Source organism: Cystobacter fuscus, assembly GCF_044360685.1.
In the GTDB taxonomy this organism is placed as follows: Bacteria; Myxococcota; Myxococcia; order Myxococcales; family Myxococcaceae; genus Cystobacter; species Cystobacter fuscus_C.
Window position 1 is genome coordinate 11,281,879 of the sequence record NZ_CP043491.1, and the last position, 15,255, is coordinate 11,297,133.

Genomic DNA, 15,255 nt, shown 5'->3' on the forward strand with positions numbered 1-15,255 from the left:
GGATGTACGCAACCCACCCGGCGAGGGGACCCTCTTCACTCTCTTCCCGCCCCCATGAGGGACCTATGAGCGGCCGAGTCCTCCTTGTCGATGACGACCCGAGCATGGTGGAGCTGCTGCAGGCACGCCTCACCCGCCGCGGCTTCTCCGTCACCTCCGTGACCCAGCCGGAAGCGGCCGTGCCCCTGGTGCTGGAGCAGCCCTTCGACGTGGTGCTCACGGACCTGAACATGCAGGGCATGAGCGGCACGCAGTTGTGCGAGCGCGTGGTGGCCAACCTGCCAGACCTGCCCGTGGTGGTGGTGACGGCCTTTGGCAGCATGGAGACGGCCGTGGCCGCCATCCGCGCCGGCGCCTACGACTTCATCACCAAGCCGGTGGAGATGGACGCGCTGGTCCACACCCTCACGCGCGCGGTGCAGCACTCCCAGCTCAAGGGCGAGGTGGTCCGGCTGAAGAAGATGGTCACCGAGTCGCAGAGCCTGGGCGGCCTGCTCGGCTCCAGCCCGCCGATGCTCAAGGTGTACGATCTCATCACCCGCGTGGCGGACTCGGACGCCACCATCATCCTTCACGGCGAGAGCGGCACGGGCAAGGAGCTGGTGGCGCGGGCACTGCACGACAAGAGCCGGCGGGCCTCGGGACCCTTCGTGGCCGTCAACTGCGCGGCCATGCCCGAGGCGCTGCTGGAGAGCGAGCTGTTCGGTCACGCCAAGGGTGCCTTCACCGACGCCAAGACGGCGCGCACGGGCCTGTTCGCCCAGGCGCACGGGGGCACGCTCCTGCTCGACGAGGTGGGGGAGATGCCCCTGGGGCTCCAGCCCAAGCTGCTGCGCGCCCTCCAGGAGCGCCGGGTGCGCCCGGTGGGCGGCAACCACGAGGTGCCCTTCGACGTGCGCGTGGTGGCCGCCACCCACCGGGACCTCGAGGGCATGGTGGAGGAGCAGCGCTTCCGCGAGGACCTCTACTACCGCCTCAACGTCGTGCAGCTGGAGCTGCCGCCCTTGCGCGCGCGCGGCGGCGACTGCCTGCTGCTGGCCCAGCACTTCATCGAGCACTTCGCCACGCGCGCGAACAAGCGCGTGACGGGCCTGAGCGAGGCCGTGGCCGAGCGGTTGATGAGCTACAGCTGGCCCGGCAACGTGCGCGAGCTGCGCAACTGCATCGAGCGCGCGGTGGCCGTCACCCTCACCGAGCGCCTCGCCGTGGACGATCTGCCGGAGAAGATCCGCGCCTACCGCGCCTCGCAGGTGGTGGTGGCGAGCCTGGACCCCTCCGAGCTGACCACGCTGGAGGAGGTCGAGCGGCGCTACATCCTGCGCGTCATGGAGGAGGTGAAGGGCAACAAGTCACTCGCGGCACAGATTCTCGGCCTGGACCGCAAGACGCTCTATCGCAAGCTCGACCGTTTCAAGGAGGGTACGGGAGAGTAGTCCCGCACCGCTTTCCATGGGCATCCCGCCCGGCGCGTGCTGTCCTCCGGGAATTGGATGAACGACCTCGCTTCCCTGCGCACCGCGCTCGAGTCCGCCCTTGCCCTGCTCCCCTCCCCCGAGCGCTTCGTCGAGGAAGGCGACGCGGACACCGCCCGCCGGCTCCATGAGCGCCTGAGGAGGGATCTGCTGCCCCGGCTGGGAGGCACGGATGCGCCCCTGTTGCTCGTGGCCATCGCCGGACCGAACAACGTGGGCAAGTCCACGCTCTTCAACGCGCTGGTGGGCACGCCCCTGTCTCCGGCCCGGCCCGAGGGCGGCCTCACCAAGCAGTGCCTCGCCGCCGCCCACCCGGACACCTGGACGGGCTCGCTCCGGGACTTCCTCACGCGCCGCTACGACATCGTCCTCGTGGTGCCGGGCGAGGCGGCTCCGGTGGATCAACCCGGGCCAGCGGGGCGGCTCTACCTCGTCCTCGCCGACGCCGTGCCCCGGGGCCTCGTGGTGATGGACACGCCGGACTTCGACAGCGTCTACCGCGACAACCGCGAGCGCGCCGAGGCGCTGCTGGTCACCGTGGACGTGCTCGTCTTCGTCGTCAGCCGGCAGACGTACCAGAACGCCGCCCTGGTGGACTTCCTGCGCACGGCGGTGGGCCACGGGCACCCCTATCTCCTCGTCTACAACGAGGCCACCCGCGAGGAGACGGCCCGAGGCCACCTGGAGAAGCTGGCCGCGGACGTGGGCCACCCCGCCCTGGCGCGCTACCTCGCGCCCCACCAACCCGAGGTGGAGGCCGGTGAGAAGCCGCTCGCGACGCACCCGCTCGAGGGCGGCCCCCCGCTGTCCGCGCTCCTGGGAGAGCCCGAGCACACCCGCGCCCTCAAGGCCCGGGCCCTGGAGGCCTCGCTCCGGGACGCGCGCGCGGACATGGCCCGGCTGGCCGAGGCCGCCACCCGGGCCGCGCGGGAGCCCGAACGGCTGCGGCAGCGGCTGCGCCACGAACTGCTGGGGGTGGGCCGGGCCGCGGCGCTCAAGGCGGTGCCGGCGGATGTGCTGGTGGAGGCCTTCCGCGACGAGCTCGACGCGCGCAGTGCCTTCCACCGCTACGTGCGCCTGCCCTTCCGGGGGCTGGCCACGGCCCTCACCTTCCTCTCGCGCCAGGTGCGCCGCTCGTTCACCGGCCCCGAGCCCACCGCCGCCCCGGTGCCCCAGGTGACTGAGGACACCCTGCGCGATGGCGTGCGCAGACTGGTGGAGGGCTTCGCCCCGGAGGTGGCCGCCTGGCGGGGAGAGGCCGCCACGCGCGAGCTGCTCGCCCAGGCCCTTGGCCCCACGACGCTCGCGCGCCTGGAGGAGCCGCTGGACATCGAGGGGCTCCACTCGCGGCCCGAGGAGCGCGAGGGCCTGTACGGCTTCTGCCGTGGACTGGTGGCCCAGGAGCTCCACGGCGGGGCGCGCGAGGAGCTGCTGCAGACACTCGCCACCCTCGTCTACTCGGTGCCCTCGGGCGCCGCCGCTGCGGTGACGGTGGCCACGGGGGGGCTCGGCCACGATGCGGTCATCTGGGCCGGCACGCTCCTGTCCACCCCGCTGCTGGAGCGTTTCGTGGACCTGCTGGGCGCGGACCTGCGCGAGCGCGTCACCCAGCGCTGGGCCGACTCCCATGGCGCCCTCCTCGCCCAGGCGCTGGAACAGCGCTTCTTCGCGCCACTCCTGGGCTCCCTGGACACCCAGGTGGCCGGGTGGGAGCGCACGGCGAAAACCCTGGCCGAGACAACCTCGCGAATCTCCTCCACAAGAGCAGTCGTGTCAGACCCCTCCCGCATGATGTAGTTCACCGCGACACGCGGACCACGAGGTGGGTAGGATTTCGTCGTACATCGGTTAGAATCTGGCTCGGTGCGGAGTGGGAACGAGGGTTTGGGACAGCGAAGCGGGGGTGGGCGAGGGGGTTCGGGGTGACTTCGGAGATAGGGTCGCGGAAGTGACCTTTGCAGTCCTGTTCCAACAACCTGATGCGTCGTATTCCGCCGTGCCTACACTGTAGGGTGGGTTCAGGTATGGATAAGAAACTGGCGAAGACGATTGGAGAGGCCGCGCGTTCGGCCCGTCTGCGTGCGCAACTCACCCAGGCGGATGTAGCGGAGATGGTGGACCTGGTGACGGAGGTGTACGGACGCATCGAGCGCGGCGGCATGGTGCCGAGCGTGCCGACGTTGTTGAGGCTGTGCCGGGCGCTGCGGATCTCCGCGGACGAGTTGCTGGGGCTGTCGGGTCCCGACGGAGCGCTCAAGCTGAGCGAGCCACCCAATGAGCAGGGCGAGAAGCCCGAGGTACGGGCGGTGCTCAGGGTGTTGCGCCAGCTGGACTCGGGGCAGATCAAGCTGCTGGGACGGCTCGCGGTGGCACTCAAGAAGGAGTAGGACGTCCACGAGTGACTGGTGGGATCGCATGCCGGGCAGGCTTCCGTCCCCCCTCCTACAGTGTAACCCGGGGCATTGCTTGACCGGGGAGGTTGGCCGGGGAATCCTGCGCCCCGTGCCCGTGGACCCCGTACGAAGAATGGCCGCCCTGGCGGTGATGTTGCTGGTGGCAGTGGGCTCCGAGGCCCACGCCGCGCGGCTCGCGCCAGTGTTCATCCAGGGCGGGCCCGTTGCCCCATTGCCCGCTCAGCCAGGAACCGGTTTGTGCACCGTGTCACGGGTGGCGAAGAATCCGACCTCGGAGTTCTTCCCGGGTGGCGCCGGCTTCAACGTGAACACCTTCCTGGACGCCACGCCAGACGCCTCCAATCCGAACGCGCGCGTCAGCTCGGTGCTCCGAACCTTGTTCGACCTGTCGAACAACAACACCGCTACCTCTCAGAGGCTGAGCTACGGCGACTACGAGAACAGCGCCCCCGGATGCCAAGTCGGCGGCTGTGACTTCATCGTCAACGACACCTCCACCGCGTTCGCGACCCGGTTCCGCGGCTATCTCCAGGTCACCGCGGACATGGTGGGTCTGCCGGTTCATTTTGGCTTCTACTCCGATGACGCGGTCGTCTTCACCATCTACGACAACCTGTCCCGGCTCTATCAGGTCATCAACAGGCCCCCTGAGCTTGGAGCAGCCACCTGGCGAACCACCAACAGCGTCACCTTCCTGACGCCGGGCCTCTATCCCGTCGAGGTCCTCTACGCGGAGATCACGGAACACGCCGCATTGGAAATGTCGGTGCTGGTGGGATCCTTCTCCGACTTCGAGCAGAAGGCGAATGAGGCCAATGCCCTCAAGCTGAAGGACGCGGGCTTCACCCTGGTCTCTCCCGCCTCGTTCCATCAGACAGAGAGTGGGCGGCCGTCGTTCCCGGACCTCAATCAGTGCCAGCAGTGCGATCGCCGGGCAGCCAACACCACCGGCAACAACGGCTGCGACCCCAGCTACTACTGCAACGGAGCGGCGCTCTGCGCCCCCTGTGACTCGGCCACCTTCTGTGGTCCGAGCTGCTCTCGCTGTGGCGGCTCCACGCCCCTGTGCCACCCCCGCAACGGGACCTTCACCTGCGTCGAGTGCACGGAAGACTCCCAGTGCCCCGGTGGCCGGTGTGACCCGCTCACCAACCAGTGCGGTGGCTGCAACACCGACGCGCAGTGCCCCAACGGCCAGCACTGTGACACCGAGCAGCACGAGTGCCGCGAGTGCATCACCGACGAGCACTGTGGCCGCGGCCAGTCCTGCACCAACAACACCTGCCAGTCCTGCTCCACCAACGACAGCTGCGCGGGCACCTCCTGCAACTGCTGCCCGGACGGTCTCCAGTGCGCGTCGCCTACCCCGGGCGCGCCCCCCTCCTGCGTCGAGTGCACCAACGACACCCAGTGCTCCGACGGCAAGCGCTGCGACACCGCCAATGGCCGCTGCGTCGCGCAGGTCCCCGAGTGCAACACCTCGGAGCGCTGCGGCGCCCAGTGCGCCAAGTGCCCCACGGACCGCCCCTACTGTCTGGACGGACAGGTCTGCGTCTCCTGCCGCACGGACCTCGAGTGCGGTGACGGCAAGTTCTGCCTCAGCGGCGAGTGCGCCTCCTGCACCACCAACAACCGCTGCGGCTCGCGCTGCGAGGCCTGCCCCACCGAAACCCCCATCTGCCTCACCGACGGCACCTCCGCCGGCAGCTCGTGCGTCGGCTGCACCGAGGACTCCCACTGCGGCCCCGGCGGCACCTGCGACCCCGTCTCGCGCACCTGCTCCACTCCCTCGTGCTCGGTGACCTGCGCCGAGGGTGCCCTCTGCAATGGCGACTCCTGCGTCGAGTGCTTCGTCGACGCCCACTGCCCCTGTGGCGGCACCTGCGACACCGCCACCAATCAGTGCACCAGTTCCTGCAGGACCAGCAACGACTGCCTCGGGGTCGAGTACTGCTCGGCCGTCACCCTCGAGTGCGAGCGCGGCCGGCGCAAGCCCGGCACCGAGAGCCAGGGCGGCGCTCCCTGCTGCGGCGCCACCGGCGAAACCGCCCCCAGTGGCCTCGCCCTGCTGCTCATCGCGGCCTCCTTCCTCCTGCGGCGCTCCCGAGGAGTCGCATGAGCCGTCTCGCGCCCCTCCTGCTCGTCCTCCTGCTCACCCGCGCCGCCTCGGCCCAGGACGTGCGCTTCGACGTCCAGGCCTTCCGCCCCTCGGGCGCTCCCCAGGACCTGGTCGGCGTCGGCCAGTCGAGACCCCTCTCCCACCTCTCCATCTCCGGCGGCGCCTACCTCAACTTCATGTTGGATCCGCTGGTGCTCGTCGCCGCGGGCACAAACTCCAAGTCCGTCAGCCTCGTGGGCAACCGCCTCCAACTGGATGTCATGGCCTCCGTGGGCCTGTACAACTGGGTGGAGGTCGGCGTGGACATGCCCCTCGTCCTCTTCCAGGGCTCGGACAACCTGGAGGCCATCGGCACCGAGGGCTTCATCCAGTCCTTCACCCCCGCGGACCTGCGCCTCACCGCCAAGGCCGCCATCCCCGGCCTGCGCCGCTCCGCCGAGGGCAATGGCTTCGGAGGCGCCCTCACCCTCGGCATGAGCCTGCCCACCGGCCTCCAGGACGCCTTCGCCAGTGATGGCTCCGTCACCTGGTCTCCTGGCCTCGTGACGGACTACCGCTTCGAGTCGGGCGTCCTCCTGGCCTTCAACGCCGGGTTCTGGCTGCGGCCCGCCCGCCAGTTCCTCAACACCCTCTGGGGCAACTCGCTCACCTTCGGGCTCGGCGCCGAGGTGCCCATCCTGCGCGCCAACGGCATCACCGCCATGGGCATGCTCACCGGCAGCACCCCCCTGGAGAAGCTGCTCAACCAGCCCCAGGCATTGCCCACCGAGCTCCTCTTCGGCCTGCGCTGGTACACCGGCCTCGGCCTCACCTTCACCGTCGGTGGAGGCGGCGGCTGCGGCTGCTCGCCCACCTCCCCCTCCCTCCGCCTCTTCACCTCCATCATCTGGGTGCCCGCGAAGACCCGCGAGTGGGAGGCCATCCAGCGCTTCAAGGAGCCCCCGGAGCCGCCCCTTCCTCCGCCTCCCCCCGTGGATCCCGACGGCGACTCCGTCATCGGCGAGGGCGACCGCTGCCCCAACGCCCCCGGCCCCGTGGAGAACGGCGGCTGCCCCGACACCGACCGCGATGGCGACTCCATCGTGGACCGGCTCGACCCCTGCCCCGTGCTCGCCGCCGGCCCTCGGGGCCGCAACGGCTGCCCGCTCGCGCGCATCGAGGGCAACAAGATCGTCATCCTCGACCAGGTCCACTTCGCCACCGACCAGGACGTCATCCTCCCCGAGTCCTTCCCCATCCTCGAGGAGGTGGCCCAGGAGCTGCTCGCGCACGAGGAAATCCAGCGCGTGCTCGTCGAGGCCCACACCGACGCCCGCGCCAACGACGCCTACAACTTCGACCTGTCGCGCCGCCGCGCCGTGAGCGTGCAGAACTTCCTGCTCGACAGCGGCATCGCCGTGGAGCGGCTGTGCTCGGCGGGCTTCGGCCGCAGCCGCCCCCTCACCGCCAATGACTCCGAGGCCAACATGGCCCTCAACCGCCGGGTGGAATTCACCATCCTCCCGCCCGCGGAGGGAGCCGCCCTCCCCCCCTGCCCGCCAGACCCCGCCGCGGGCTGGCAGGTGCCTCCGACGAAGAAGGGCGGCAAGCGCCCCGCGCCCCAGGGCACGCGTTGAGGGGGAGGAAGCAGGCCCCTCGGGGCCCGGAGCACCCGCCCCGGTGACCGAGGGGCGCCACGCACGGGCCACGTCGAGGAAGCCGGGAAGGAACGCTCGAGGGGAGATGGACTCCCCGGGGACTCCGCCCGGGACGGCCCGCCCCAGGGCGGGCGCCTCACCGGGAGACGACTAGCGGCTGGCCGTCTTGACCTCGAAGACGACCTCGGCCGCGGCCTTGCGCCGGCCGGCGGTGGCCGTCACCACCGTGCGCCCGGGCCCCACCGCCGTCACCTGCCCCGTGGGGGACACCGTCGCCACCGACCAGTCCGAGCTGTACCAGGTGACGGGCACGTCGCTCAGCGCGATGCTCCGGTTGTTGAACGTCCGGGCGCGCAGCTGCTGCGTCTGCCCGGGCTTGGCGAAGATGACGTGGGTGGGCTCCACCTCCATGCGCGCGAAGTCCGAGCGCACCACCTGCACCGGCAGCCGGCGGCTGAGCGGCGGCACCGTCACGGTGATGGTGGCCTGGCCCGGAGACACGCCGATGAGCCGGCCGTTCTCCACCCGCGCCACCGTCTCGTCACTCGACTCCCACTGGGGCGGCACGTCCACCAGGGGCTTGCCCAGCTCGTTCTTCACCACGGCGGAGATGGCGATGGAGTTGCCCGCCGTGAGGAAGTCCGCTCCCGCCACCCGGATGTCGAGCTGGCTGGGAATGGACACCTGCACCTCCACCGAGGCGCGCACCTTGCCAGCCGCCGCGGCGATGGTCGCCCGGCCGGACTTGCGCGCCACCACCACCCCGTCCACCACCGAGGCCACCTCCGGCGCCGAGCTCACCCAGCGCAGGTCCGCGTCCTCCACCGGCTTGCCCGCCGCATCGAGCGCGATGGCCTCGAGCACGACGGACTCGCCCTGCTTGTGGAGCGGGCGGCTCTCCGGCATGGCGAGGGACAGGGTCGCCGGAGCGGAGCGGCAGCCCCCCAACACGAGAGAAGACAGCAGGAGCAGGGAGCGAGCGGACATCGAGCGATTCACGGGGGCAGGGGGGCGGGCGGGCGTCAAGACGACGTGTCGAACGGCGGCGAAAGGGATTGTATTTCGTTACGCCCATCACGCCATTCTTTGCAAGCCCTCCCCCCCTCGCTCCGCTCCCTCGTCCGAGCCTCCCTTCATGCGCGGAGGAAAGTTCCGCGGTTCACGCCTCCGCGGCCCACTCCAGGCGGTGCGTGGCCCCGGGCGGAGCCCGGCTCACCGGAGGCAGATAGAGGCCCGTCCGCTCCCGCGTCCACCACGCGCCCGTGCGCCGCCGGGTCTCCCGGTCCGTCATCCGATAATCGTAAAGCACCGCTCGAATGAAGCGCGGGGGCTTCCCCGGGAAGGGATTGCCCGCGAAGAGCCCCTCCACCTCGGGGGAGCCCTCCAGAAGCCTCACTGTCAGTGCGAGCAACCAGGCAGGCGGTGAACCCAGCGCCGCGAACCACATCTGCCAGTCCAGGCGGGGCTGATGCGGTGCCACCCACCGGGGCGCCGTCTCCAGCGCGCCCACCTTGTAGCGGAAGGGGTACTCGCGCCACGTGTGCCCATCCTCGGAGCCTTCCAGGGAGATCTCCGGCCGCCGCACCGTCATCACCGCGAAGAGCCCATACCCATTCACCGCGCGCAGGGGACGCGCCCGCCGCTCCAGCCACGCGAGCCAGTCCGGCACCCGGCGCGGGCGGTCGAAGCGGCCCAGCAGCTCCAGCGCGCCCAGGGCGAGCGGCGGCGCCACGGACAGCGCCCCCACCGCCGTGCGCCAGAGGGCCCGAGGCCGGGCGGGCGGGGGCTCGGGCAGCACCCGCCCCAGGGCCGCGTCGTCCAGCAGCCACAGGCCCAGGGCCAACGACTGCACGTTGAAGAAGCCGTAGTTGCCCGTCACCAGGATGACGCCCTGCAACCCCGACAGGAGCCAGAAGGTCAGCAGCCGCAGCGGCCTCGGGGCGAAGACGAGGAAGGGAAACACCGTCTCCAACGCCAGCACGGACAGGGTGGAATAGCGCTGGGCCCGGCGGGGCAACTGGTGCGCGGCCCATCCGCCCCGCGTGGGCAGCGGCGCCGTCTCGTAATAGACGTCGCACGCGGTGAGCTCCCGCCATGTCCGGTCGCCCGACTGAATCTTGGATAGCCCCGAGCCCAGGTAGAGGCGGAAGACGAGCATCCGCCACGCGAACACCTCCAGGGCGGTGGGCTCCCGGCGCCCCGCTCCCGGCCGCAACCCCGCCGGGGCGGTGAGCACCGCGAGCAGCCCCATCTCCAGCAACAGCGCGTCCCACTGGAAGGAGAGGAACTCCCGCCCCACGGACACGTAGGACAGGTAGAGCGCCCACAGCCCCGCCAGGGACGCCTGGGGCGCCACGCCCAGCATCACCGCCAGCGACAGGGCCTGCCCGGCGCGAATGCCCCGCACCAGGGCCGCGTCGGACGCGTCCCGCCAGAACACCGTGGGCAGCTTCAGGTAGCGCTCACGGCCCAACGCGGCCAGCCGGGGCGAGCCGAGCAGATCCTTCACGGGCAGGATGCCCCGCGAGCCATGCAGCCCCAACACCTGCCGGCCCAGGGAAGTGAAGGCGATGAAGTAGATGCCTCCCAGGGCCACCAGGAACGTCTGCCTCACGCGGCGGTGCTGGGGCGGCGCCACGGAGCGCTCGACGAACCGCGCCAGCCACCCGCCCCCACGGGCCCGCGGGCGCCGCCGCTCCTCCCAGAGGGGCAGGGAGCCGAGCATCCGGAAGAACACCTGGGCACCACGGGGACTGACAGCACGCATGGGGGCCTCCTCCGTCCTCCACCAAACCTGGGAGCGGCGCTCTCCGGTGCCACCCTCGCGAGTCCCCCGCTCCCGAAGGGCCCAGGCGGCCGAGCCGGACTCCACTCCGCGCGCGGGTGCCTAGCTTTTCCCCATGAGCCAGCCCAAGAAACGAGCCAGGCGGACCGAGCAGGTGGTTCCCGGAATCCACCGTTGGAGTGTCGAGGATGACCGGATCGGCGGCGTGCACAGCGAGGCCTACGCCGTGGTGTCCGACGACGGCGCCGTCACCCTCATCGATCCCCTCCCCATCGCCGCGGACGCCCTGAACGCCCTGGGCCGGGTGGAGGCCATCGTGCTCACCGCGGGCAACCACCAGCGCGCGGCGTGGTCCCTGCGCAAGACGTTCGGCGCTCCGGTCTGGGCCCCGGTGAACGCCCATGGCCTGGAGGACTCGCCCGATGCCACCTACACCAACGGGGACAACCTTCCCGGAGGACTCGTGGCCTACCACACGCCCGGCCCCGCCGAGGTCATGTTCACCCTCTGGAAGGAGCGGCCCCGGAGCGTCGTCTTCCTCTCCGACCTGCTCACCCATGACGAGCAGGGCACGCCTCGCTTCGTCGACAGCCAGTACCAGGACGACCCGGCGCGCACCCGCGCGAGCGTGCGGCGCATCCTCGAGCACCTGCCGGTGGAGGTCGTCTGCTTCGCCCACGGCCGCCCCATCCTCCACGACGGAGCGGCCGCGCTGCGCCAGGCCCTGAGCGAGGACTCCGACTTCCCCGCCCCCGCCGGAGCCTGAAAAGCGAGAAGGCCCGCGAGCCACCCCGCGGGCCTCCCCTTCAACTCAAGGCGCCCGACTCAAGGCGTCGGCGTCAGCGCCGGCGGCAGACCGTCCAACACGCACAGGTTGGTGGTCTCCTCGCAGGAGATGGGGAACGCCGGATCCAACGTCGAGCCCTGCCGCACCGCCCGGCAGAGGCTCTCATCGCGCACGGCGGGCGTGCCGGCTTCGCACTTGATGGCGGGGAACACGCCCACCGCCTCGTACGTGGCCGTGCAGTCCCCTTCCGAGTAGGTCAGGTCCGCCACCCACTGCGTGCCCGGAATGGCCGCCCGGCCCTGAACGCGCACGTTGCTCCACCGGTAGACGCGCTCCACCCCGTCCACCACCTGCCGCGCCTCGCTCATCGCCTGCACGGTGCAGACGTTGTCGTCGGACGGGTACTCGGTGGTGAACGGCCCCGAGGCCGACGTCGTCACCGGCGTACCGGGGGTGCCCGGCGCCAGGGAAGCGGCGTTGAAGTAGACGGTGGGCGGGGTGCCGGAGTTGGGGACGCGGAAGGCCTGCGCCCCCACGATCTCCGCCTTCTTCTGGGCGCAGATGCCCGAGCCCGTCTTCAAGACGTAGCGCACGGCGTGGTCGCCACGGCCCACGGTGCACTGGGGCGCGGGCTGTCCGGTGTCACAGGCGCCCAACAGGGCCAGGCATCCAACGGAGAACGTCCAGGTGGCGAGGAGTCGTTGTGTCTTCATGGTGTGTGGCTCCGGACTCAGAACGCCACGCGCGCGCCGATGCGGACGCTGCGCGGTGCCTGGTAGGAAATGGGCTTGCCGTAGTTGGGATTGAGGGTCGCCGGCTGGCCCGCGCGGTTCTTCAGCTCCGCCAGGGGCGTGCCATTCGTGATCGCCTCGACGTTGTCGAAGGTGTAGTTCTGGTCCGCGCCGGTGACGGCCTGGAAGTTGAACAGGTTGAAGGCATCCAGGGTGATGGTGCCGGTCATGCCCCGGCCGAGCTTGTGGTTGAAGCCCACGTGCGCATCCACGTTGTGCACCCAGGGCAGCCGGCCCCCGCTGCCGCGCGGCAGGATGTACGTGAAACCCGCGCCGTAGATGTACTGCGAGCCCGTCACGTTGAGCGGCGTGCCCGACTGGGCGCGGTACGACAGGCCCACGTCCAGGCTCGCCACGTTGGACAGGAGGAACTCGCGCGAGCCGAACAGCTTGATGTTGTGGGTGCGGTCGGACGCGAGCGGGCCCACCTTGTTCTGCGTCATGGAGACCAGGTCGAACTCCGAGGTGACGTTGGGCGCGAGCTGGCCGTTGTCCGGGCGGTAGAGGCCCGGGTAGTTGCCGCGCAGGTAGGACCAGGTGTAGCTGGCCTGCGCGAGCCACAGGTCCGCGAACGCCTTGGTGAGGTAGACGGACACCGCGTCGTAGTCGCGAATGGCCTTGGGGAACGCGGCGCCGATGCCCCGGCCCGGGTTGCCAATGAAGTAGTTGGTCGCCTCGTTGATGGACATGTCCTCGATGACGTCGTTCATCGTGCGCCGCACGTAGCTGACGCCCAGCGTGGCGCGCGGGAGCACCTCGTACTCGCCGCCCAGGGTGATTTCGTCCGAGGACTGGGGCCGCAGCTCGGGGTCCACCGGGCTGTTGATGGCGAAGGTCTGCCCGTTGTAGCGCGTCACCGCGGTGGGCGGGGCGCCCGACACCTCCGACAGGTTGCGCGAGTCGCGGCACTCCGTGTACGGCGCGGCCTGGGTGAGCGGATTGCACCCGGGGCCTCCCGTCGCCGCCGAGGCATCGCGGTTGCGCGTGGCGGTCAGGCGGGTGACGTTGGAGAACTGGGAGTTGATCATCGCCAGCACCCCGTTCTGGTAGTAGCGCGCGTAGGTGGCGAACAGCTTGGAGCGGCCCGTGCGGGTGAAGTCATAGATGAGCCCCACGCGCGGAGAGACCTGGTTGGGCAGCGAGAAGGCCACGTTGCCCCCGTTGCCATAGATGGTCTGGGTGTCGTAGCGCAGGCCCGCGTTGAGGGTGACCCGGTCCAGGATGCTCCAGCTGTCCTGCAGGAAGACGCCCAGGGCGTCGGCGCGCGTGAAGGTGGGCACGCTCGGCTGGACGACCGGCTGGTCCGGGCCCTTGAGGTAGCCGAAGGAGCGGAAGTCCGCGAAGCTCGTGCCGCTGGTCGACTCGTTGTAGAGCACGCCGCCCGAGTAGGCGCGCTCGTCCTGGTTCGTCATCAGCTCCACGTCGGCGCCCGCCTTGATGACGTGGTGGCCGAGCGCGGTGAGCAGCAGGGTGCCCACGGCGTTGGCCTGATAGCGCTCCACCGAGCGGTCCAGCAGGAAGCCGGGGCCGCCCAGGAAGTAGCGCGACACGGGGCAGCGCACGGCGTTGGTCGTGCCCGCTGGATCACACACGGAGGGGTCCGGCAGCGTCTCGAAGTCGTTGATGGAGTGGTAGCTCGGCGCGGTGCTGGTGCCGGTGCGGCGCATGTCGAACTGGGGGATGCCCGACAGGCCCGTGGAATTGCCAATGCCACTGCCATCCACCGGCAGCGTGGTGTCTCGCTGGTGGTGCCAGCCCAGGTTGGCATCCAGGAGCACGCGCTTGTCCAGGAAGGACGAGGACAGCTTGAGCGCGATGTCGCGCGTGTCCTGCGTGTAGATGTGCGCGAGCGTGTCGTAGCTGCCGTTGATGATGTTGCCGGAGGTGGTCTCCGTCTCGACGAGCCCGCTGTCGAGGTTGTAGCCGAAGCGGCCGTTGCCGCCCGAGCCGCTCGGCGTCCCCGTCACCGACAGGGTGAGGCCGTGGTCGGGATGCACCTGCCAGGTGAGCTTGCCGATGTACTGCACCGAGCGCTGATCGGCGAAGTAGCGCTGGAAGGTGCCGGGAATGGGCTGAGTCTGGGAGAAGCCCTCGGCGTTCTTCACCGGCTTGCCATCCTCGCCGAGCACGAAGACGTTGAGATTGCGATTGAGCGCGCGGCGGGTGAAGGACGGCGCCACGCCCGCGAAGAACCACAGCTTGTCCTGGACGATGGGGCCGCCCAGGGTGGCGCCAAAGTCTCCCAGGTTCCACAACCGCTGCGTCGTGGTGATGACGCTGCCCTCGGCCGCCACGGGCGTGGGCGTGCCCTCGAAAACGCCCGGGGTGAGGTTGCCAAACACCGAGCCATGGAATTCATTGGAGCCGGACTTGGTGACGGCCGTCATCACGCCACCCGTGGAGCGGCCGAACTCCGGCATGAAGCCACCGGTGATGACGTTTACCTCCTGGATGAACTCGACCGACAGGGGCGAGCCCAGCGTGCCGAGCGCGGGGTTGTTCGTGGACAGGCCATCCACCTGGAAGCCGTTCTCCGGCGAGCTGGTGCCATTGAGCGACACACCATAGGCGTCCGAGCTGGAGCCCGGGGCGAACTCGGCGAGGCTCTCGAAGGAGCGCGACGCGGAGCCCTTGCTGCCAGGGCGCACCGTGGCCAGCCGGTTGATGAGCTCCGAGTCCACGTTCACGCCCGTGCGCGCCGAGCCCACGTCCACCGAGGGCGGCGTGCCCGACACCTCCACCGTCGTGGAGAAGGTATCCGGCAGCAGCTCCGCGTTGAGACGGATGGTGCGGTTGAGGCGCAGGGTGATGTCCGTGCGCGAGTAGGGCTGGAAGCCCTCGCTGTCGAAGCGCAGGGTGTAGACACCCGGAGGCAGTTGCGGGATGAGGTAGAGCCCCGTCTTGTCGGTGACGACGACCTGCTCTCCCTGGAGGCTGGGAGAGGTCGCGGTGACCACCACGTCCGCAACGGGTTGCTTGGTGCTGGCATCCACCACCGTGCCCGTCAGCACGGATGTGTTTTGCTGTGCCTCGGCGCGCGGCATCCACGTGCACACGCCCAGCAGCAGCGCCGTCACGAGGACACGCGCCTGTTTGGACTCGAGATGAAGGTTCAAAGAGCTAGCCTCTCCGTGCGACGCCAGCGCGCTCCATGCCCGCCGGTGCCGCGGTGCGTCGTCACCTAATGGGAAATCCAGACGAAAACAAGAGTGGGGCCGCGAATACCCACCATTGCCCGGTTTCCCTGCCG

10 protein-coding genes are annotated in these 15,255 nt (G+C 70.1%); 6 read left to right on the forward strand and 4 right to left on the reverse strand.

The window, feature by feature from the left end:
* The first annotated feature begins 65 nt into the window (after positions 1-65).
* The 5 genes from F0U63_RS46145 to traB all read left to right on the forward strand — a co-directional run bounded on the left by F0U63_RS46145 (position 66) and on the right by traB (position 7,621).
* On the forward strand, positions 66-1,433 hold the full coding sequence (locus tag F0U63_RS46145) for a sigma-54-dependent transcriptional regulator (RefSeq protein ID WP_395841404.1): 1,368 nt from the start codon (positions 66-68) through the stop codon (positions 1,431-1,433).
* A 57-nt stretch (positions 1,434-1,490) separates the two neighbouring features.
* Positions 1,491-3,269: a GTPase gene (locus F0U63_RS46150; RefSeq protein WP_395841406.1), complete on the forward strand. Its 1,779-nt coding sequence runs from the start codon at positions 1,491-1,493 to the stop codon at positions 3,267-3,269.
* A 227-nt stretch (positions 3,270-3,496) separates the two neighbouring features.
* Entirely contained in the window at positions 3,497-3,859 is a 363-nt protein-coding gene (locus F0U63_RS46155; protein WP_002621902.1) for a helix-turn-helix domain-containing protein, read from the forward strand.
* Between the two features lie 139 nt (positions 3,860-3,998).
* Entirely contained in the window at positions 3,999-6,005 is a 2,007-nt protein-coding gene (traA, locus tag F0U63_RS46160; protein ID WP_395841408.1) for an outer membrane exchange protein TraA, read from the forward strand.
* A complete protein-coding gene (traB, locus tag F0U63_RS46165) occupies positions 6,002-7,621 on the forward strand; it encodes an outer membrane exchange protein TraB (protein ID WP_395841410.1) in 1,620 nt (539 codons plus the stop codon). The genes traA and traB overlap by 4 nt, the downstream gene beginning before the upstream one ends.
* A gap of 171 nt (positions 7,622-7,792) precedes the next feature.
* Here the strand turns inward: traB and F0U63_RS46170 are convergent, their stop codons facing one another.
* Complete coding sequence (locus tag F0U63_RS46170) at positions 7,793-8,629, reverse strand: Ig-like domain-containing protein (protein WP_395841412.1); 837 nt, start codon at positions 8,627-8,629, stop codon at positions 7,793-7,795.
* A 172-nt stretch (positions 8,630-8,801) separates the two neighbouring features.
* A complete protein-coding gene (locus tag F0U63_RS46175; RefSeq protein WP_395841414.1) occupies positions 8,802-10,409 on the reverse strand; it encodes a lipase maturation factor family protein in 1,608 nt (535 codons plus the stop codon).
* Positions 10,410-10,542: 133 nt separating this feature from the next.
* Between F0U63_RS46175 and F0U63_RS46180 the strand changes: the two genes are divergently transcribed.
* Positions 10,543-11,193, forward strand: coding sequence for an MBL fold metallo-hydrolase (locus F0U63_RS46180; protein ID WP_395841416.1), 651 nt, complete (start codon positions 10,543-10,545; stop codon positions 11,191-11,193).
* 59 nt (positions 11,194-11,252) lie between these two features.
* Here F0U63_RS46180 and F0U63_RS46185 read toward each other — a convergent pair whose 3' ends face one another.
* Both F0U63_RS46185 and F0U63_RS46190 read right to left on the reverse strand, forming a co-directional pair.
* The gene (locus tag F0U63_RS46185; RefSeq protein ID WP_395841418.1) at positions 11,253-11,927 is read right to left on the reverse strand and encodes a hypothetical protein; all 675 of its coding nucleotides are present in this window, start codon (positions 11,925-11,927) and stop codon (positions 11,253-11,255) included.
* A 17-nt stretch (positions 11,928-11,944) separates the two neighbouring features.
* On the reverse strand, positions 11,945-15,121 hold the full coding sequence (locus F0U63_RS46190; RefSeq protein WP_395841420.1) for a TonB-dependent receptor domain-containing protein: 3,177 nt from the start codon (positions 15,119-15,121) through the stop codon (positions 11,945-11,947).
* Positions 15,122-15,255: the final 134 nt, after the last annotated feature.

What these genes read in the sequence shown, in the direction of transcription:
- traB (WP_395841410.1), top strand. Translation starts at nt 6,002, where the DNA reads ATGAGCCGTCTCGCGCCCCTCCTGCTCGTCCTCCTGCTCACCCGCGCC.
- F0U63_RS46150 (WP_395841406.1), top strand. Translation starts at nt 1,491, where the DNA reads ATGAACGACCTCGCTTCCCTGCGCACCGCGCTCGAGTCCGCCCTTGCC.
- traA (WP_395841408.1), top strand. Translation starts at nt 3,999, where the DNA reads ATGGCCGCCCTGGCGGTGATGTTGCTGGTGGCAGTGGGCTCCGAGGCC.
- F0U63_RS46185 (WP_395841418.1), bottom strand. Translation starts at nt 11,927, where the DNA reads ATGAAGACACAACGACTCCTCGCCACCTGGACGTTCTCCGTTGGATGC.
- F0U63_RS46175 (WP_395841414.1), bottom strand. Translation starts at nt 10,409, where the DNA reads ATGCGTGCTGTCAGTCCCCGTGGTGCCCAGGTGTTCTTCCGGATGCTC.
- F0U63_RS46180 (WP_395841416.1), top strand. Translation starts at nt 10,543, where the DNA reads ATGAGCCAGCCCAAGAAACGAGCCAGGCGGACCGAGCAGGTGGTTCCC.
- F0U63_RS46155 (WP_002621902.1), top strand. Translation starts at nt 3,497, where the DNA reads ATGGATAAGAAACTGGCGAAGACGATTGGAGAGGCCGCGCGTTCGGCC.
- F0U63_RS46145 (WP_395841404.1), top strand. Translation starts at nt 66, where the DNA reads ATGAGCGGCCGAGTCCTCCTTGTCGATGACGACCCGAGCATGGTGGAG.
- F0U63_RS46170 (WP_395841412.1), bottom strand. Translation starts at nt 8,629, where the DNA reads ATGTCCGCTCGCTCCCTGCTCCTGCTGTCTTCTCTCGTGTTGGGGGGC.